Origin of the sequence: Halomonas sp. Ps84H-12 (assembly GCF_024124725.1) — a bacterium.
GTDB lineage: Bacteria > Pseudomonadota > Gammaproteobacteria > Pseudomonadales > Halomonadaceae > Vreelandella > Vreelandella aquamarina.
This window is the reverse complement of sequence record NZ_JAMXSJ010000048.1, coordinates 1-17,708: the sequence shown is the minus strand read 5'-3', so window position 1 is coordinate 17,708 and position 17,708 is coordinate 1. Positions and strand designations below refer to the sequence as shown.

The window sequence follows — 17,708 nt, the reverse complement described above, 5'->3', positions numbered from 1 at the left end:
ACACAGGCGAGCGAATTCAGCGGAACGAAGCTCAGCCCGATAATGGGGGACAGGAACCGCCGTGGTACGGATCCGTTTGCCCGGTGGTGTGAGAGGACGGGGGAGGCGACTCCCCCTCCTACTCGATTCTCAGCCGGCCTGCTCACTACCGGCTCGCCAGAGCGCCCAGATCCGCTGGAATACCTCTCCATAGCCGAGATCATCGGGATAGGCGCGATGGCTCGCCATCCACAGGAACACCACGCCACACGCACTGGCCAGCTCGTCATCCATGCCCCAGAGGGTGGTGAGATCAAAGCCCCCGTTCTCTGCGGCGTTGTACCACGCCAGCAGGAAGTCGGCGCAGCGCCGGGATTGCCCGGTATCGCTCAAGGCGACGGCGACAAGCCTCTCGAGTGCCTGCGTCGTGATGTCATCCATCCTCACTGTGGTCATGCCTGTCCCCCTCTCCAGTTGTTGGTGCTGGCGCCAGCCCTTGCAAAGCCTCGCCCGCAGCACCATAGAGAATAGGGTCCGAAGGCGCGGCAAGGCCACGGGCGATCGCAACCACGAAAGGAGCCACAGAATGAGCATTGATGCGCTGGCGCGGGCCGTGACGGCTCTCGACAACCATGAGATATACAACCCTGATGACGAGCTGAACCTCCTCGATAGCGAGTTCGTGAGCGTCACCGATGAAACCACGGGTGGCCTGCTCGAGCAGATTGAGCAGCTGGGCGGGGAGGTGCTGTTCGGCCCGGATGGTGGCCCCAACCGGAGGGCCATTACGGCGCTGCGCAAGCGGGGCCTCGACGTGTCGGAAGTCGGCTCACCCTACCCGGACAACCCCTATGAGACGTGTGTGGTGATCAAGATCGATGAGGGCGAGATTCCGCTCACCAGCGAGCAGCTGGGGGTGTAGCGTGCCAACGGCGGCGATCGCAGTACTGCCCTGCATCGCCCCTATGGGGTGACATGACTGCGCAGGAGGGCGCTGACATCGAACCAGCCATGCTGGCGTAGCACGGACGCAGCGCCAGCAGCTTTGCGACTTTCCCGGGACAGCAGCAGGAGCCGGTACTCCCCGTCCCAAGGCGGGGGTGCTGGGCACGTTGCGTGCGGAACCCCTGCCGCGGCCATGCGGTGCGTGAAGGCCTCGAGCATTGCCTGGTCCTCGGGCTCACAGAACATGTCGTAGGCGTTGAGGATGTCCTGGGCGGCCTCGTGATTGATGCTGTACCTGGCCAGGGGGGCATTGATGCAGAACCTCGGGGCGTAGAAGCCAGCGAGATAACGGGCAGCGGCAAAATGGTGGGCGCCGCCCTGGTTGAGCAGGTGATAGCCGCGGCCGTGCCAGCTGAAGCTCTCCAGTGACTCTCCCGCGCCAGGGGCTGCATTGAATCTCAGCTCGTGCCAGCCGAGCAGTTTCTCTATCCAGGCAGGGTCACTGTTGATGAGACCGCAGCATTCGCTGAGCGCGTAGGCGTCGAGGGTGGCCGAGGTGGTGAGACCGCCCTTACCGGATTCCAGGCTGGTGATCTCTCGTATCGAGCAGCTGAAGGCGTCGTGATATACCGTCGTGATGAGGCGGGAGGCTGGCGCGAGCGTAGCGCGGCGGCAGAGCATCCCTCGAGGACCGGGCTCCCAGTGTGCAATATCCCCACCGAAGCAGGGCGGCCAGTCTTGCCACCGGATGATCCCTCGACCGCTGGCGCTTTCGGCCGGGAACGCTACTTGGCGGGCTTGTTCGTGAAACGCTTGAGCGTATTTCCAGGCTGCGGTGTCGACCCATCGGGCTTTGTGCAGCCAGCGGCCGAATGGCAGGGTCGCCGGCATGTACTGCTCTCTCCTGACTGTCCTGGGTAGCGTCAGCCACGGACCTATCCATGGGGCAACCCGATATGAATCATTGGAGCCCCAGGTAACCATGCCTCAGACCCACTCGACGTTGACGCGCCGCAGCTCGCCATCGATGACCATTGGTATCGGCATCACCGCCCTATTCTTGACTGGGATCGCGATGATGGCCTTGGTGGTAGAGCGCCAGGTCATGCAGGAGGTCGTAGGCCAGATGGCAACCCAGGATGGGCGCCATGAGCTGGCGCTTGAGGTAGCTCGCACCTCGCGCCAGCGGCGCCAGGGGCTGATGGAGCGCCCATCACTTCCCGACAACGCGGGGATGCTCTTCACCTACGGCGAACAGCAGCCGGCGGAGAGTAGCTTCTGGATGTACCAGACCCGCTTCCCCCTCGACATCGCCTTTCTCGATCAGCAAGGGAGGGTGCTGTCGATGGCGACGATGCCGCCCTGCACCCGCCAGCGTGAGGATTGCCCACGGTATCCGGCCAGCGTGCCTTTCTGGATGGCCCTGGAGCTGAATGCTGGCGCTTTCGACGCTATGGGAGTGGAGGTCGGCGACCGGCTGGAGGTCGACCTCTAGCCCGTCAGGCCTGCCCCTACCTCCTCTCGAGACCTGCCATCCGGCAGGAATGAGAGAGGAGATGGATCATGAGCACGTCTGTAATTTCGCACCCGACCCGTGGTAAGTGGGGCAAGTCGAGCTGGCGCGGTAACTGTTCGGGGCATGTCTACAAGGACATTTTCGAGCAGCTTCGCCCGGAGACCTTCTGCGACCCCATGGTGGGCAGTGGCACCTCAGTGGAGGTGGCCTCAGAGATGGGGATCGAGGCCTTTGGCCTGGATCTTCACTCGGGCTTCAACATCCTGCGGCACTCCATCCTGGATGCCACCGGGAAGCCGGTGGATCTCTGCCTGTCGCACCCGCCCTATCACGACATGATCGTGTACAGCGGGAACGTCTATCCCGGCGAGCACCCGGATGACCTGTCGCGCTGCGCTGATCCTGAGGAGTTTATGGACAAGCTCCAGCAGGCTCTGCTGAACCAGCGCGAGGCCGTGAACCATGGTGGCTTCTACGGGACGATCATTGGCGACCTGAGGCGGAATGGACATTACTGGTCCTTCCAGGCTGATGCGATCGCCAGGATGCCTGCGGACGAGCTGAGGGCCGTGCTGATCAAGGCACAGCACAACGTCCAGAGCGCGTCACGGCAGTATGCGGGCATGCGGCTGCCCAGGGTGGCTCACGAGTACATCCTGCTGTGGCAGCGTCCTGATCGCAGCGTGGCCCTGCTATCGACGCTCTCCAGCATGGCTCACAGCCAGCAGCGTCGGCTGCGAGGGTCATGGAAGGCCGTGGTACGCCAGGCGCTGGTGTCGCTGGGTGGTGAAGCTCCGCTGTCGCGCCTGTATGAGGCGGTAGCGGAGAATGCGCCGGACAAGCTGGCGGGTCGTCAGCATTGGCGCGAGAAGGTTCGCCAGACGCTCTACGTCAATGACTGGTTTGCGCCGGTCGAGCGAGGTGTGTGGCGAGTCGCTTGATAGCACTTCAGCCCCCATGGCATTGCATTGCCTGGGGGCTTTTCTCTGGGCGGGTTAAGCATTATCCCCGACCCCGACGCCTGCTGGCGCAGCACACGGCGTAGGGGCTGGTATCCTTAAAACCACGAATCGCCCACGAGGAGCCCGCTGATGGCAGTCGAGGAGAGCAATACCGTACCGCTGACAATCACCCTGCCGGCCGCTGTCCATGCCGAGCTGGAGTACCTGACGAAGCTCCAGAAGCAGCATGGCGCCGCAATTCCATGGGGAACGGTTGAAGAGATGATGCAGGAGGTGGCGGTTGCCATCGCGGATGGATCACGTCGACCTGGCGCTTGGGAGCGCCAGCTTTTGGACATGATAGGCCTGACACCGGAATGCGAAGAAGCCAGACACTATCGCGAGCAGTACGGTGAGCCGGCCGAATGATCGAGTGAGCAGCAGCCATGTGTGGACGCTTCGCCCTCTATGATGACCCTCGCCAGGTGGCCGAGAGCTTCGGCTACCCCCTGGCGTCCGGTGCAACAATCCCACCGGCCCGGTACAACATCCCCCCGGGCGGCCCTATCGTGGCGATCGCTGCCACGGAGGGCGCCCCTGAAGTGACCACCCTTCAGTGGTCCTTCAAGCCCAGATGGGCGCCAGAGGATGCGCCGCGCACGCATGTGGCCAGGGCCGAGAGCCTGGCGACGAGCCGGTTCTGGAAAGGCGCTTTCGCTCGCCACCGCTGCCTGGTGCCAGTGAACGGCTGGTTCGAGTGGCGGCATGAGGGAGAGCGCAAGTTCCCCTTCTACTTCCACGGGGCCTCGAGTGGCCTGCTGTTTCTGGCGGGGGTCTTCACCAAGCGAGCTGATGGCGAGCTGGGGTGCGCGATCGTGACTCAGCCGGCACAGGGCGTAGCAAAGCAGATTCATAGCCGCATGCCGGTCGTCGTAGCCGCTGGCGCTGATGCCTGGCTCGACCCCGAGGTGCAGGATCGCGATACGCTGAAACAGCAGCTCAAGCCTCTCCACCCGTCGCAGCTGGCGGTCTATGAGGTCGGCCAGGCGGTCAATGATGCAACGGCCGATGGCCAGCACCTCCTGGCGCCGGTAGAGGGGGTTCCGGGTTAGGGGCTGATGCCTGTCGCTCTGCGCTGCCAGGAACACCGCAGTTCACGGATTTCCAACTGAAGCCTTCCCAGCTGTCACCTGCCGCCCTATCTTATGGGCGAGGCCGTTCGTAGAACGGTATGAGAGCGAGAAAATTGCTTTCGTAGACCTCATCGGTTTGGTTTTCAGGCTGCTTGGACAAGGCCCGCTGGCTTATTCGGCTATCACGCGAGGGCGCTTACGTCAGCTGTCCTGAAACCTCCATGAGGAATCCCTGTGGTCACGTTGCCCAGGGTAAGCTGTCACGCACAGCAAATCAGCAGCCCAAGCCATTTGAGCTGATCTGATTCCTTGCAGTACCCTTCAAGCCCCTTCTAGCTCGCTAGTTGGGGCTTTCTCACCTCTGGTCGCTGTGTCACCTACCGCCCTACCTCCCTTCAAGCCAGCTGAAGTGTCGGCTGGCGGATGATGTGGGAGGCCCCATGCAGCGACCCGGCCCCGTGATGGAGCCAACCAGAGAGCAGTTGGTACGCCATTACCTGGACAACCCTCTCTCGCGGTCACTCGTCATCGGCGAGGCCAGCGAATGGTTGTCTTGCCATCGCTCTCACCCCATGTACCCAAGTCGCGACAGCCTGGCGCGGTACTATGCCGCCGCCCAGGCCGTCCTGGTCGAGACCCAGGGCGCCTTCAACCGACTTGAGGCACAACAGACTCGGCGTGATCTGCATGCCGAGTATGCGAAGCGTCTGAGCTACGCCGGCCATATCAAGCAGCTGGCGCTCGACGCACTGAACACACGAACGGAGGTAGCGTCATGATTACCAGCATCGAATACACCAGCCGTCGCGACATCGAACGCCGCCAAGCCACCACGGACACGGTTGTTCTGTCCATCCATGGCATCGATGAGCGTTCACCTCGCTTGGCCAGGGGATGGGGGGACGTGCTCTCGATGCAGTTCGATGATGTCGTGCCGGGGGAAGGCTTTGGCTGCGAGGAACCGATGACCCCGGATGATGCGCGTCGAATCTCGGCCTGGATCGGCCATTGGGCGCAGGCCCGGCAGCCGGTGAAGCTACTGATCCACTGCAACGCAGGCGTCAGCCGTTCCGCCGCGGTCGCGCTGTGGGCGAGCCATGCGCTCCGTCGCCCTGCCCAAGGCGTGGAAGGTGATGGACGGGATGCCAATCCGCACGTTCGCTCCCTGCTGGCCCAGGTAGCGGCATAACCCCCTCCTGCCTCCCGTTCGTCTGACGGTGGCCACCGGCCTTCATGGTGGCCACCGATTCCCGGCGCCAGCACTGTCATTGACCTCCCTACCTCCTCTCGAGACCTGCACCCCCGCAGGAATGAGAGAGGAGATGGATGATGAAGCTGGAGCGGTTCTATACCTACGCGATGATCGGTGATTCTGTTGTGGGCTTCGCTGGGGCCTACACGGTGACGGTCACCCTGAAGCACGATTACGAGGCGTCCCCTGAGGACCACATGCGTTGTGCCGAGGCCACCGAGCATTATGGGTTCGTCGCCATGCTGGAAGCCGAGGTGAGCGTGGCCATCAACGAGCACTCTATCCGCATCCCGGATGCTCGGACCAAGCAGCACGCGATCGGTGTCAATGTCGGGGTGACGAGTAACCACCTTGATGCCCAGGCGGCCGTGCTGGCGCACCGAGCCCTGGAGAAGGCAAGAAGCATGGTCGGCCCAACGACTCGTGCCGCTTGACGCCAGAAAGACCTTCAGAGCCCCCCATGGCGACATGTGGGGGCTTTTTCACGCTGGTGCCATGGCTGGTGTCACACCCTCCCCTATCTCCTTTCGAGACCTGCATACCGCAGGAATGAGAGAGGAGAACGATCATGGAACTCACGAAATTCGACAACTTTGCTATCTGCTCCGACACCGTTCAGGGCACCCAGGGGGACTTCACTGTGACGGTGCTCCTGGATCGCGACCCGGACGTTACCCCGGACCACTTCGACTGCCACAGCGAGACCGATAAACAGCGCTGGCGGGATGATGAATGGTTCTACGGTTTGCTCAGGGCAAAGGTGTCAGTCGACGTGGCCGGTCAATCCGTTCTGCTGGATGACTGCGCTGCGGTCCTTAGCGGCGTCGAGGTCAACATCGGCGACGATAACAGCCACCTGGATGAGCATGCTGAAGAGCTGGCGCGTGAAGCCTATGAGCGCGGCGTCTCTTTGGTCAATGCCATCAAGTCGGCTGCCTAACCCTGTTTCTCAGACCCCACTCGCTGGGGTCTTTTCCTTTCCTGGAGTGACGCGATGACCGTTGGCTTGCCGACCTTGCCTCTGAAGCTGCTCGGTCAACGCGCCCCCACCCTGTTGGATGCCCTCATGTTTGAAGCCTGGTATCGGCTTGAGCATGCCGTGATCATGAAGGCACTCCACCATAAGCAGGCATTAGGCCTCCCGCCCCACAGAGAGCGCAGGCTGCTCCAGAACCTCCAAGCTCGGCTATGTCGCCGAAATCCGCTTGAGGGGCCGGAGAGAGCGCCCTGTATGCCCATGGCTTCCTACCATGGCGACCTGCCTTGTGCCTCACCATGTCAGCATGCAGGTGGTTGCCTCGCTGGCGCGGGCTACTCAACACCCCATGAAACCGCTAGTCGACGCCTGGGAGGCCAGTGGAGCCGCCCATGACCTCCTCGAGGGCGCCACGCTCTTCGACAATTACGGTCGAGCCGTCTCACGACTGGGTTACGCGCCGCGCAGCCAGGCGCTGGTTCCTGTCGACTACGCGATACCCCCTTTTCCAGCCTACCTGTGCCGGCAGCGTGCTCAGGCTTACCGAGAGCGCGCTGAAACTGCCCTGGCTGAGTCTCCCGGCATGGCCGCCAGCCTTCAAGAAGCTGCCGACAAGCTCCTCGAGGAGGCGTCCATCCAGGAATACCAAGGCAGCTGTTGCTGAGGCCTCCTGGCACCTCAGGCTTTCCCCTCCCCGGCCCTCGGTCACTCTGCGCCCTACCTCTTCTCGAGACCTGCATATCGCAGGAATGAGAGAGGAGATGGATCATGAGCAAGAGCACTGTGATTTACACCAAGATTGGTGAGCATCGTGGCAAGCAGCGTCTGTGGCTGGAAGGCAACCGGCTGGCGCGTACCGGGATCTCTCCTGGTCAGCGTTTCAACCTCGTCGCGGGTCGAAAAAGCCTGACCCTCCAGTTTGCGGCAGATGGCGCCTACAAGGTGTCTCGCCGGAAGCGTGGGGAGAACGAGCTGCCGGTGATCGACATCACCGCTGCCGAGTTGGCTGAGGCGCTGGGCAAGGTCGAGAGGGTTCGTGTCGTTGTGCGGGGCAACCGCATCGACATCACGATCCATCACCACGACCTCGCTGAGTCGGAGCGCATGGAGCGGTTGCTCAAGGCCCTCAGCAACGGGGAGCCCTTGGAAATTGGCTCGATCGCGCATGGCGGTGGCGTGCTTGACCTGGCCATACACACGGGGCTGGCAGATGCCGGGGTGCCCTCTCGATTGGCCTTTGCCAATGAGCTGGAGGGTGCCTACCTGGATGCTTCACTGGCCAACAATCCGGTCTGGGATGAGGACAGTATCGCTATCGAGGGGCCAATGCAGGATGTGGAGTGGCATAAGCTGCCTCCTGTCCACCTGTTATTGGCCGGTTTGTACGCACAGGCGCCAGTTTGTCGGGGCGTGCCAAGAATGGCCTGGCGCATGCGGAAGCGCACGAGACGGCTGGAAGCCTTTTCGTCGCCTTTCTGAATGCCATCCAGACCCTTCGGCCGGCAGCCGTCCTGCTCGAGAATGTCCCGCCCTACCAGAACACTGTCAGCATGATGGTGATTCGCAATGTGCTGTCGGGGCTTGGCTACGAGGTCCAGGAGACGGTCCTCGATGGGCATGCCCTCGGTGCATTGGAGCGGCGTGACAGGCTGTGCATGCTCGCGGTCAGCAAAGGGGTTGAGGTTGACCTCGGGAAGCTGGAGCCGGTGCGTCAGCGTGAAGCCTCGCTTCAGGAGGTGCTTGAACCTCATGAAGCGGTCGCGTCACGGTACAAGGCTTACTCGTACCTGGCGGACAAGGAAGCGCGTGATCTGGCCTCAGGGAAAGGCTTTCGTCGGCAGCTGCTCGATGGAAGCGAGGATGGCCTCGGGACGATTGGGCGCGGCTACGCGAAGGCCCGATCTACTGAGCCGTTCATCCGGCACCCGGATGAACCCAGCTTGTCCCGTCTCCTGACCAAGGCGGAACATGCCCGGGTTGAAGACGATCCCGGAAGAGCTGGTTCATGGCCTGTCGGAAACCGTCAGCCATGAGCTGCTGGGCCAATCAGTCGTGTTCACGGCATTCCGTGCCGTAGGCCGTCTGGTCGGCAACTGCTTGGCGAGCTTGAAACGCTCAGATGCCATAGCAGCCTGATCTACCCTTCAAGCCCCAGGCACATCCGTGCTTGGGGCTTTTTTCAGTTTCGCATGCGAAATCGAGCTGGCGCCTTGATCCCGTCACCCGCGAACGTGGCAGTCACTCCCCTATCTCTCCATAACCGTCACACCTCGCCCTACCTCCTTGTGAGATCCGGGCAACCGGGAATGAGAGAGGAGACTGATCATGAGCAAGAGCAACAAGTACGAGATCGCTGATGTGAAGCGTATCGCCCAAGGGCGCTGGGGGGAGGTCTTCCAAGCCCTCTGTCCTGAGCTGGACGCAGCTCTCGAGCACCCTGGCACGCATATCGATTGCCCCGTCCATGGTGGGAAAGAGGACTTCCGGCTCGATCGCGACTTTCAGCTGCGTGGCACAGCGATCTGCACTTGCGGTAACTGGGATGGCTTCAGCCTGCTCAAGGAGCTGAAGGGCTGGAATCTCCCGGAGATCCTGGAGCAGGTGATGGGAGCGCTCGGCGAGAAATCGGTTGAGCCGCTGGCGCCTGCTGTGTCGCGGCCCGTGCCGCCTAAGCCCAAGCCCAAGCAGGACATCCGCCCCACGCTGCGTAAGCGCTGGACGGAAGCTCTGCCGCTGGACAAGGGGGAAGGCAGGTTTCTCCTGGGGAGCTACCTGCAATTCCGCGGCTTGCCCGTGAAGTCGATGCTCAGCGTGATGGAAAGCGAGGCGCGGCTTCACCCGAACCTCGCCTACATCGAGAAAGGCAAGGTGGTGGGCCACTACCCGGCCTTGCTGACGATCGTGCGGGATGCCGATGGCCAACCTGTGACCATGCACCGGACGTATCTCCACCGTTCGCAGAATGGTGTGGTGGAGAAGGCGCCCGTGGCGAAGGCCAAGAAGCTGTTTCCGGTCGTCAATGGCGGCGAGGTCGGTGGTGGTGCTATCCGGCTTGGCAGTGCGGTCGGCGGTGTTCTCGGCATCGCCGAGGGCATTGAGACTGCCCTGGCTGTTCGGGCAGCGACAGGCATGCCGGTATGGCCCGTGTTGTCCGCGTCTCTGATGGGGGCTTTTGAGCCACCAGAAGGGGTCAAGGAGGTCGTGATCTGGGCTGATCGTGACCTGCCGGACAAGAAGGGTCGAAGGGCTGGGCAGGATGCGGCAAAAGCGCTTCAGGCTCGCCTATGGGAGAAGGGGATTCAGGCGTCTATCCGAATCCCGGATGCACCCAGCTCCGGTCCTGACAAAAGCCTGGACTGGGCTGACGTGTACACCAGTGGCAACCTGGCGAGGTTTCCTCGCGAAGGTCAGGCCGCTTAACCTTCACGCCCTCCTAACATCCTGTTGGGAGGGCTTTTTAATGTTCAGCCATAGGGACGGGATGCTTGTTAGCTGAAACAAGTGTTTCGTGGGGATGGAGCGTCGTTCAGTTAAACCATCGTTAACCTCCGCTCCCTGTTTGTTGCTTTCGGGACACTCTTCAGGGTGGCAAGCAATCCACCTGGAGGAGCGTCAGTATTCAAGGCCATCAGCACGGGGTCGGCTGTCGCTTCCTTTGCCTTATTTCCATGATCAGATTTTTTATTCTTGTCGATTATATGCGCTGCGACTCGTGGTGAATGGGGCCTAGCGTATTCGTCTAGTTCCCATGCGCGGTACATCAGTTCTCCATGCGATACGTTTCAGTTTCTGCGTCCATTCTTCGTTTTCTTTTGATATTCAGCTAGTTGCGTCACCTCCTTAGCTATCTGTCAGTGCCCCCCCTACCTCTCGTGAGACCCCGCTACCTGGGGGATGAGAGGAGAGCACGTTATGAACCGTAGCGACTCAATCGCCAGCATTGGCAGAGCGTTGGCTTCAGTCCAGGCAGAGCTGGGTGGGGTTGTCGCTTCGGATTGCAGCAATCCGATGTACGACAGCAGCTACGCCAGCCTCACTGCCATCATCGGCAGCGTCCGCAATGTCTTGAATCGGCACGAAATAGCGCTGGTTCAAGCGCCTGTACCAGGCAATGTGGGGGCCGTGGTGATGGAAACCATGCTGATTCATGGTCCGAGCGGGGAGTTTATTGGCTCCTACTGCGAGATGCCAGTGGACACCCATGATAGCCATGGCGTGGCGTCTGCTCAGACGTATGCGCGACGGTATGGGTTGCTGGCGCTTCTGGGCCTGGCTCAGGGGCCTGATGACGATGGAAATGCTGCCAGAAATGCTGCTGTGAACACATCAGTAATGCTCCCCGGGAGCGATGCTGAAGCCGATTCTCAGCAGTCAATAAACGGCCGTAGACTTGCCTCTCCTGAGGTGATTCTGGCCGAGATCGACAATGCAGATGCTGAACGGCTGGCCGCAGCTGAACGCTGGGTCACTACCGCACAGCTGGATGCTCACCTGTCGGCACGGTTGAAAGGGGCGATCGCACAGCGGCGCCGCTTCCTCCAGCGACAGCAATACCAACCAGCATGATGATTCATAGCCCCCTTTCCTTCGTGGAATCGGGGCTTTCTCGCGTGCTTTGAATTGACCCTAGGAGGCCCTGTGACCGGCAACGCGCACCGGCTTTTTGGTTTGGCGTTTGGCGTGACCGCTGGAGCGGCAATCACGCCCCTGTATGGAGGGGGGCCGGCGCTTGCGGTGGCGGCGTTGGCGCTGCCCGGCTCAACCGCGCCGGACTGGATGGAAATCCGGGTCGGGCCGACCACGCTGATCCCACATAGGACCGTAACGCATTGGCTCCTCCCTTGGGCAGGGGGAGCGGTTGCTGCGTGGTTGTGGCTTGCAGAAACCCCTCTCCTGGCCGCGGCTCTCCTGGGGTTCGTCATAGGCGGTCTCTCGCATATCGCAGGGGATGCAGGAACCCCATCCGGGGTGCCCGTTTGGCACCCCGCTAAGCGTCACTCCTTGAATCTATGGGATGGCGGCACTTCGGAATTCTGGCCCGTGCTTGCCGCATGGGTACTTGCGGCAATTTCAATTCGGAGCTTCGTGCTATGAAACACCTACTGGCTGGCCATGTGCTGGCCCCCTTGTTCTTGGCGCTGCTGGCGCTGTCACCGGCCACGGAGGCGCAATCCGAGGCGGGCTCGAATCGTGCCTGCCTGGATTCCAGCAACCCTAAGGAGTGCGGCTGGTTCTGGGGCCACCTGGACGACGACGAAGAGGAGAAGGAGGAAGAGCAGGAAAAGCCTCCAGAGGTGGTCGCTAAGCCCCGTGAGGAGGCGAGCGAGGAGGACCGTGACTGCACCGACCCTGACGAGTGGGAGCCGTCATGCGGCTTCGTGGACCCGCAGGGGAGCTTCGACTTCCAGGCCAAGCAGCGCGACATGCTGCTGAATCAAGCCGTGATGAGCCCCAACAACCCGGAGACCGTGGAGCGGTTTCAGCGGTATATGCGTTGGGCGGTTGACCAGGCCATCACGATGTCTCGCATGTGGGAGTGGAACCAGATCCAGAACCAGGATCTGAACCCGTTGGTTCATAGCCCGGTGTCGTCCTTCGGACTGCGTGCGGCGTCTCGCGCTCAGGACGGCAAGCGTAACGCCGTTATGGAAGAGATTAACGACCAAGGTGGGTTTTTGGTCTGGTTTACCCGTTCAACCTGCCAGTTCTGCCATGACATGCAGCCGGTGATGAAACAGCTCGGCCGGCGAACGGGGCTCACCATCTATAACGCCCCCCTCGACAACGTGTGCATGTCGGACTTCACCGAGACCTGCGATACCACAGGGCGATCAGTCGAGGCAGCTGGCCACCTGGCCATCGAGGCTGTCCCGGATCTATGGCTTCACCTCCCCCAGGATGACCTGTGGTTCCGCGTGTCGAGTGGCGTTGAGGCAGCCCAGCGCATCACATCACGCATTGAGGTTTTCTTTGGCGCCATTCAGCGAGCAGCAGAGAAAGGCCTGAACGCCGTTAGTGACGGTGCTGGTCCGGCTGTCGATTTCAGCGTCCCCGACATGCTTGAGCGGTCGTCCGGTGGTCTGGGCGCCGGCATTCCCCAAGGAGTTGAGTGATGATTCACCGCAAGAAGATAGCAACCATGGTGGCGACCTCCGTACTCACGGGAATGTCGCTCACCGCTACGATCGGACAGGCCGAGGCGAGCGCCCTGAATGATGCGTTCGATAGGCTTTCAAGTGCTGGCGGTGGTTTCAGCAGCAGCACGAGTGCCACAGCATTTGAGACTCGCACGAGACATGGTTACTCCGCGGGCGGCATGACAATGCGCTTCTCGCAGAACCGTTACTCGCTGGTGAATCTCGATCCGCCGAGGCTCGAGGTCGGTTGTAACGGTATTGACGCCCATTTTGGCGGCTTCTCGTACATTGATAGCGAGCAGATCCAGCAAATGCTGGAACAGATCGCCCAAGGGGTTGTCGCCCTCTCCTTCCAGCTCGCTCTCAAGCAGCTCTGCCCTATATGCGGCGATGTCTTGGAGTTTGCTCAGCGCATGGCTCAGGCCGCCGCAAAGCTGTCCCAGGATAGCTGTGAGGCGGCTCAGGCCATCGTAGATGGTTTCCCCGACTACACCGATGAACTGAGCAACCTCTGGTGCAGCTCGGTCGGCATGTTTGAAGGGGTAGAGAGCGACTGGCTGGCTGCCCAGCAGGACACCTGTGACACAAGTGGAGATGCGGGCGGCGAAATTTATGATCACCTGGAGGCCAATGAAGGCGACAAAGCCCTTGCGATGGACATTAACGGCAACCGTACTTGGTTGGGCCTTCAGGAGGCCGGTATCGCACCGGGCAAGGACGGCACAAACAACATGGGAGCAGAAAATAAAATATTTGCCGAGCTGTTGATGAGCTGGATTGGCACCGAAGTAAGAAACAAGAATAAAGATGGTGAAACTAATACGTATGCGCCAACCATAGAGACTGGTAGCGCAATGCTTGATGTTTTCCTCTGTGGCAGCGAACGGGCATCACCCTCGCAAATACAATACGCAGAGTTTATTAACGATTTCTGCGAGGACAAGGTATGGCAAGAGGGTAGCTCAGGCCAAAAGATGGAGATATACACTTGCCGCAACAGCGATCTTAGGAATTGCTGGTCACCTCAGAGGACGAAAGTGGAAGACATGTCCCTTGGGCAGGGGTTCCTCACTACGGTTGTGACGGAACTCGAGGGCGCAGTAGAGAATGTGGCCTCAGGTACTCCACTTTCCTCATCTCAAAAGGCGATCATCGCCGCGGCGCCGTTCCCCTTGTATCAGGCTGTCAATGTGGCTGCTACCTATCCTGAGATTGCCTACGACCTCGTTGTAGGTAATTCAATGATCTTGAGTTACATGATCTCCATTGAGTACATCCGCCATGCTGTTCAGGCCACGGCTAAAACTACCACTGTTTCCCAGCTGCCAGCTGACGTTCTTAAGGAGTTTAGGGATGCACAGAATGAGCTTGTGGCCCTTACCTCTGAGAAGGCACAGCAAATCAACCTGATGGCCGAGACTCAGGAAAATATCATGGCGCAAGTTGACCGTATCAATCGGTCAACGCTTCGCAACCTTCATGCCATGGGGCTCTCAGGCATGAACTTCGCCCGCGACATGGCACGGGAGGTGAACTGATGAGGTGGCTAGGAATAGGCCTGGCGGTTGTTGCTTTGGCCCTACCGGGGGTGGCGATCGCAGAAACCATGACCCCGGGCGGTGGTGCCGATACCTGGACCTTCTATGGTTACGGTAATGGCTATGCCCTCGCTCAGATCCTCGAGGCGATCAAGCGAATGACGGACCCGGCATCTAACCCTGGGTTTCGTAACCTGACGCTTGTGCTGGCCATGGCAGGTTTCTTGGCGATGTGCTTCACCGGCATTCTTGCTGGCACATTGCAGAAGATTGCCATGTACTTCGCGGGCATGTTGCTGACGGTATACATGCTTTTCAGCTTGAAAGTAGACATTTTCGTTGAGGATATGGTGTGGGATGGCACTGGGTCACCACAGTTTACTCAGCGCATTGATGGAGTTCCCGCTGCGATAGGCCTGCCTGCTGTGGTCATCTCAGAAATTGGGATGTGGGCGACGAGCAGCATTGAAGCTAACTTCACAACGCCGAATTTCGCCAACCTCAGGCTCTCTGAAGGTGCTCCAGTCGGAATGGCTGCCAATATGCTGAATGACATGAAGAACATTCGGCTGACCGACCCTTATCTGCGATCTAGCATCCAGAGCTTCATGAACGACTGCGCCCTTCCCAATATCTTCAATGGGAGCATTTCGCCCGTCACGCTCATTACGTCCCAGAATGCCTGGAGTGTCCTCGGTTCTAACTTGAACCCTGCTGTTTACACCGTGGTATATGACTCTTCAGACCCCAATGGCGGTATGGAGGCCTGTGACACGGCTTACACCAAGATCGATAATCGCTTGCAGACCGCAGCGCCTTCACTGCTGAACGGTATGGGGGAATCGTCCCCCTTCTGGCTTCAGCAGGCCGCAGGCTCTACCGCGCTCTCTGAGGCCGCGCTGGAAGACTCCTTCCGCTGGGCTTCCGGTGGAAGCGTCGTCCAAGATGCGACCGGGCTTGCCACCCAGGCGGCGATCGCTGAAATGTACTCGGGCACTTACGAGTACGCGGCGATGGCGACTGGATCTAGCGAGCTTATCTCGGCCCTCAATATTGAACAGGCTAGAAGGGCTCAGCAATCTGGCTGGTACAGCACCGCGATCTTGTTCCGTGACATGGCGGGCTATTTCTTTGCCATCTTGCAGGCATTTGTCATTGGCCTGGCTCCAATCGTGTTTGCTGCCATCTTGGTGCCAGGCCTTGGTCGAAAGATGGGCACCTCGTATGCCCAGGTCATGACGTGGCTCATTATGTGGTGGCCGGGCCTCGCGATCGTCAACTACATCATGATGCTGTATTTCCAGGGGCAAACAACCGGCTACCTGGCCGATGGGCTCACCATGGCCAACATGGGGGCTGTCAGCGAAATGTCCGACAAGATGGTGATGGCCTCGGGCTTCATGTCGACCCTAGTGCCAGCCATCATGTGGGGCTTGGTATCCGGTAGCGGCTATGCCTTCACGTCTGTCCTGGACAGGGCTTCTGGATCTCAGCATGCGGCAGCTGCTGCTGGCAGCATCTCTACTGGCGCAGCTACAGCCGGTCAGGTGAGCATGAACAACGCGAGCATGAATGCTCACCAAACTTCTCACCGCTATAGCTCTGGTAATGAGGTTTCCGCTCACCATGTTGGTGTTGGTGCCTCCCAGGTGACCAACATGAGTGGCCAGGACATGAATGTGGGTCTCCGGGCTGCTGACTTCAGGGAAAGTATGTCGGCCTCCCAGGGCTATACAGAGGCGACCCAGAGGACTCAGGAGGCCAAAGAAGCATTCACTCAGCAAACCCAGAGCATGATGACCGATACCTTTCGGGGGGCTACGCAGTACGCTGAAGATCAGGGTTATGTTCGAGATGGCAATATCGACTGGTCTCGAATGAGCCAGGACACTCAGGGTCAGCGCTATATGGAAGAGCTTGCAGCAACACGCTCACTGATGGAGAACGCAGGTGTTTCCGAAAGGGAGATGGCTGAGATAACTCAACGCTCTTCCACCACGGCTGCTGCGGAAGTCGGTGCTCGCGTTCAAGGCGGTTTGAGCCTAAATAGCGGCGTATCGGCCTATGGACAGGGATCAGTGCGTGGTGAGACAGGAAGAAGCTCCTCTGACTCAGAGCAGGCAACTAGGGAAGAAGGTAACAGTATCTCTCAATCCGACAGCGGAAGACTCACTTTCGCCGAGGATGGTGCGTTGTCTGTAACTGGATCTGACGGTGAACGATACTCCGTTAAATACAATGAAGGTGAAGCCCGTCAAGTTCTTGAAAGTCGTGCTGGTGAGGATCGTGCCTCGATGCTTTATGCTGCATCCACCGACTACCAGGAGGCTGTCCAGGCTCAACAGAAGGCCCATGAGGAGTGGACAGCCAGCAGGTCGGGCTCTCTGCCAACGCCGGCTAATCCGCAGGTTGTGTCCGACATGCAGACTGACATGAGCAATCTGCGAGGTCGTGTCGGCCAGACGATGGAAGAAGATCAGGCAGACATTGACGGCCAAAGAGGCGATGTAGTTGGGGCAGTTGGCGCTAACACTTCTGATGTAGGCGCACGAGCAGGGGATGCCGCAGCGACGACCGCCCCTGTCCGTGATCGCGGGGTCAGTGATCTTTCTGTCGATACCGGAGCACAGCTCGACAACATACAGGGAGCTGCACAAGCACCAGTTGAAAGGCCGAATGATTACCATGTGGTCGATAATGGGGATGCCATATCCGTAGTGGACAGGCGTGATATTGCTGCTGCGGATCAGGCCAACGCTGATGCTCTGATTACTGGAGGTCAAAGGAGTAATATCCAAGTCGGAGATGATACGTTTGTTCCCACCTTCTACACACAGGACGAGAGCGGCCAAGCTCAAGCTGTCTACGCTGTTGAGCGTGAAGGAGGCCATTCTTACTACCAGTACGGCGGCGACGGGACTTTTGAGCCGGTCGACGTAGCGGTTCCTCCTACTCAGGATCAGATTGATCAGCAAGCGCAGACTGGTCCGACTGTTCAATCCACCGAGGCCAACCTAACTAGGTGGCAGCTCCGTGATGATCAGCCTGCTTCTGAATCACAGGCAGGTAATGACCAGCCTGAAGGCTCAGCAGTAGACCAGGCACCCTCTGACACCCCAGGAATTGCTCCTGGGCCTCAGAATGGCCAGCAAGCTGCTGGTTCAGGCCAGGAGCCGGCCGCAGCGACTCAGGGTGGCCAGGTGCCCCAGGCGCCCTCCTACGGGGCTGAAACCGGCCAGGAGCCGGCCGCAGCGACTCAGGATGGCCAGGTGCCCCAGGCGCCCTCCTACG

20 protein-coding genes are annotated in these 17,708 nt (G+C 60.0%); 18 read left to right on the top strand and 2 right to left on the bottom strand.

Annotated elements, in window-relative coordinates; genetic code table 11:
- Nucleotides 1–129: 129 nt before the first annotated feature.
- A complete protein-coding gene (locus NH344_RS16715) occupies nucleotides 130–435 on the bottom strand; it encodes a hypothetical protein (protein ID WP_253028177.1) in 306 nt (101 codons plus the stop codon).
- A 130-nt stretch (nucleotides 436–565) separates the two neighbouring features.
- On the opposite strand from NH344_RS16715, the gene NH344_RS16710 reads away from it, so the two are divergent.
- Nucleotides 566–901 (top strand): hypothetical protein, encoded by a 336-nt coding sequence (locus NH344_RS16710; RefSeq protein WP_074211823.1) that lies wholly within the window; start codon nucleotides 566–568, stop codon nucleotides 899–901.
- 41 nt (nucleotides 902–942) lie between these two features.
- Here NH344_RS16710 and NH344_RS16705 read toward each other — a convergent pair whose 3' ends face one another.
- Nucleotides 943–1,815, bottom strand: coding sequence for a DUF6685 family protein (locus NH344_RS16705; protein WP_074211824.1), 873 nt, complete (start codon nucleotides 1,813–1,815; stop codon nucleotides 943–945).
- Nucleotides 1,816–1,906: 91 nt separating this feature from the next.
- Here NH344_RS16705 and NH344_RS16700 point away from each other — a divergent pair, with 91 nt between their 5' ends.
- From NH344_RS16700 to NH344_RS16625, 17 genes are all read left to right on the top strand, one after another.
- Nucleotides 1,907–2,419, top strand: a complete 513-nt coding sequence (locus tag NH344_RS16700) for a DUF192 domain-containing protein (RefSeq protein WP_074211825.1) — start codon at nucleotides 1,907–1,909, stop codon at nucleotides 2,417–2,419.
- A gap of 68 nt (nucleotides 2,420–2,487) precedes the next feature.
- A complete protein-coding gene (locus NH344_RS16695) occupies nucleotides 2,488–3,381 on the top strand; it encodes a hypothetical protein (RefSeq protein ID WP_022524134.1) in 894 nt (297 codons plus the stop codon).
- Between the two features lie 150 nt (nucleotides 3,382–3,531).
- Nucleotides 3,532–3,810, top strand: a complete 279-nt coding sequence (locus NH344_RS16690) for a hypothetical protein (protein ID WP_228219492.1) — start codon at nucleotides 3,532–3,534, stop codon at nucleotides 3,808–3,810.
- A 17-nt stretch (nucleotides 3,811–3,827) separates the two neighbouring features.
- A complete protein-coding gene (locus NH344_RS16685; protein ID WP_253028176.1) occupies nucleotides 3,828–4,493 on the top strand; it encodes an SOS response-associated peptidase in 666 nt (221 codons plus the stop codon).
- A gap of 482 nt (nucleotides 4,494–4,975) precedes the next feature.
- Nucleotides 4,976–5,293 carry a hypothetical protein gene (locus tag NH344_RS16680; protein WP_253028175.1) on the top strand — a complete coding sequence of 106 codons (318 nt, stop codon included), beginning with the start codon at nucleotides 4,976–4,978 and terminating at the stop codon, nucleotides 5,291–5,293.
- On the top strand, nucleotides 5,290–5,703 hold the full coding sequence (locus NH344_RS16675) for a hypothetical protein (protein WP_022524139.1): 414 nt from the start codon (nucleotides 5,290–5,292) through the stop codon (nucleotides 5,701–5,703). The genes NH344_RS16680 and NH344_RS16675 overlap by 4 nt, the downstream gene beginning before the upstream one ends.
- A gap of 137 nt (nucleotides 5,704–5,840) precedes the next feature.
- A complete protein-coding gene (locus tag NH344_RS16670) occupies nucleotides 5,841–6,200 on the top strand; it encodes a hypothetical protein (protein ID WP_253028174.1) in 360 nt (119 codons plus the stop codon).
- Nucleotides 6,201–6,334: 134 nt separating this feature from the next.
- The gene (locus tag NH344_RS16665) at nucleotides 6,335–6,706 is read left to right on the top strand and encodes a hypothetical protein (RefSeq protein WP_253028173.1); all 372 of its coding nucleotides are present in this window, start codon (nucleotides 6,335–6,337) and stop codon (nucleotides 6,704–6,706) included.
- Nucleotides 6,707–7,016: 310 nt separating this feature from the next.
- Nucleotides 7,017–7,406 carry a hypothetical protein gene (locus NH344_RS16660; RefSeq protein WP_253028172.1) on the top strand — a complete coding sequence of 130 codons (390 nt, stop codon included), beginning with the start codon at nucleotides 7,017–7,019 and terminating at the stop codon, nucleotides 7,404–7,406.
- Nucleotides 7,407–7,510: 104 nt separating this feature from the next.
- Complete coding sequence (locus NH344_RS16655; protein WP_253028171.1) at nucleotides 7,511–8,221, top strand: hypothetical protein; 711 nt, start codon at nucleotides 7,511–7,513, stop codon at nucleotides 8,219–8,221.
- Nucleotides 8,143–8,775, top strand: a complete 633-nt coding sequence (locus tag NH344_RS16650) for a DNA cytosine methyltransferase (protein ID WP_253028170.1) — start codon at nucleotides 8,143–8,145, stop codon at nucleotides 8,773–8,775. Before NH344_RS16655 ends, NH344_RS16650 begins: the two co-directional genes overlap by 79 nt.
- A gap of 292 nt (nucleotides 8,776–9,067) precedes the next feature.
- A complete protein-coding gene (locus NH344_RS16645; protein ID WP_253028169.1) occupies nucleotides 9,068–10,162 on the top strand; it encodes a toprim domain-containing protein in 1,095 nt (364 codons plus the stop codon).
- 492 nt (nucleotides 10,163–10,654) lie between these two features.
- Nucleotides 10,655–11,308 (top strand): ERF family protein, encoded by a 654-nt coding sequence (locus NH344_RS16640; protein ID WP_253028168.1) that lies wholly within the window; start codon nucleotides 10,655–10,657, stop codon nucleotides 11,306–11,308.
- Between the two features lie 72 nt (nucleotides 11,309–11,380).
- Nucleotides 11,381–11,836 (top strand): metal-dependent hydrolase, encoded by a 456-nt coding sequence (locus NH344_RS18405; protein ID WP_366073277.1) that lies wholly within the window; start codon nucleotides 11,381–11,383, stop codon nucleotides 11,834–11,836.
- Entirely contained in the window at nucleotides 11,833–12,855 is a 1,023-nt protein-coding gene (traF, locus tag NH344_RS16635) for a conjugal transfer protein TraF (protein ID WP_253028167.1), read from the top strand. Before NH344_RS18405 ends, traF begins: the two co-directional genes overlap by 4 nt.
- Nucleotides 12,855–14,417, top strand: a complete 1,563-nt coding sequence (locus tag NH344_RS16630) for a conjugal transfer protein TraH (RefSeq protein ID WP_022524150.1) — start codon at nucleotides 12,855–12,857, stop codon at nucleotides 14,415–14,417. The genes traF and NH344_RS16630 overlap by 1 nt, the downstream gene beginning before the upstream one ends.
- Nucleotides 14,417–17,708 (top strand): conjugal transfer protein TraG N-terminal domain-containing protein (locus NH344_RS16625; RefSeq protein WP_253028166.1); only part of this gene is annotated, 3,292 nt, incomplete at its 3' end. The genes NH344_RS16630 and NH344_RS16625, both read left to right, overlap by 1 nt.

Bases quoted from the DNA above. Each gene is read 5' to 3' on its own strand.
- NH344_RS16675 (WP_022524139.1), top strand. From the start codon at position 5,290: ATGATTACCAGCATCGAATACACCAGCCGTCGCGACATCGAACGCCGC.
- NH344_RS16695 (WP_022524134.1), top strand. From the start codon at position 2,488: ATGAGCACGTCTGTAATTTCGCACCCGACCCGTGGTAAGTGGGGCAAG.
- traF (WP_253028167.1), top strand. From the start codon at position 11,833: ATGAAACACCTACTGGCTGGCCATGTGCTGGCCCCCTTGTTCTTGGCG.
- NH344_RS16640 (WP_253028168.1), top strand. From the start codon at position 10,655: ATGAACCGTAGCGACTCAATCGCCAGCATTGGCAGAGCGTTGGCTTCA.
- NH344_RS16715 (WP_253028177.1), bottom strand. From the start codon at position 435: ATGACCACAGTGAGGATGGATGACATCACGACGCAGGCACTCGAGAGG.
- NH344_RS16665 (WP_253028173.1), top strand. From the start codon at position 6,335: ATGGAACTCACGAAATTCGACAACTTTGCTATCTGCTCCGACACCGTT.
- NH344_RS16645 (WP_253028169.1), top strand. From the start codon at position 9,068: ATGAGCAAGAGCAACAAGTACGAGATCGCTGATGTGAAGCGTATCGCC.
- NH344_RS16705 (WP_074211824.1), bottom strand. From the start codon at position 1,815: ATGCCGGCGACCCTGCCATTCGGCCGCTGGCTGCACAAAGCCCGATGG.
- NH344_RS16690 (WP_228219492.1), top strand. From the start codon at position 3,532: ATGGCAGTCGAGGAGAGCAATACCGTACCGCTGACAATCACCCTGCCG.
- NH344_RS16655 (WP_253028171.1), top strand. From the start codon at position 7,511: ATGAGCAAGAGCACTGTGATTTACACCAAGATTGGTGAGCATCGTGGC.
- NH344_RS16710 (WP_074211823.1), top strand. From the start codon at position 566: ATGAGCATTGATGCGCTGGCGCGGGCCGTGACGGCTCTCGACAACCAT.
- NH344_RS16670 (WP_253028174.1), top strand. From the start codon at position 5,841: ATGATGAAGCTGGAGCGGTTCTATACCTACGCGATGATCGGTGATTCT.
- NH344_RS16685 (WP_253028176.1), top strand. From the start codon at position 3,828: ATGTGTGGACGCTTCGCCCTCTATGATGACCCTCGCCAGGTGGCCGAG.
- NH344_RS16660 (WP_253028172.1), top strand. From the start codon at position 7,017: ATGGCGACCTGCCTTGTGCCTCACCATGTCAGCATGCAGGTGGTTGCC.
- NH344_RS16630 (WP_022524150.1), top strand. From the start codon at position 12,855: ATGATTCACCGCAAGAAGATAGCAACCATGGTGGCGACCTCCGTACTC.
- NH344_RS16680 (WP_253028175.1), top strand. From the start codon at position 4,976: ATGGAGCCAACCAGAGAGCAGTTGGTACGCCATTACCTGGACAACCCT.
- NH344_RS16700 (WP_074211825.1), top strand. From the start codon at position 1,907: ATGCCTCAGACCCACTCGACGTTGACGCGCCGCAGCTCGCCATCGATG.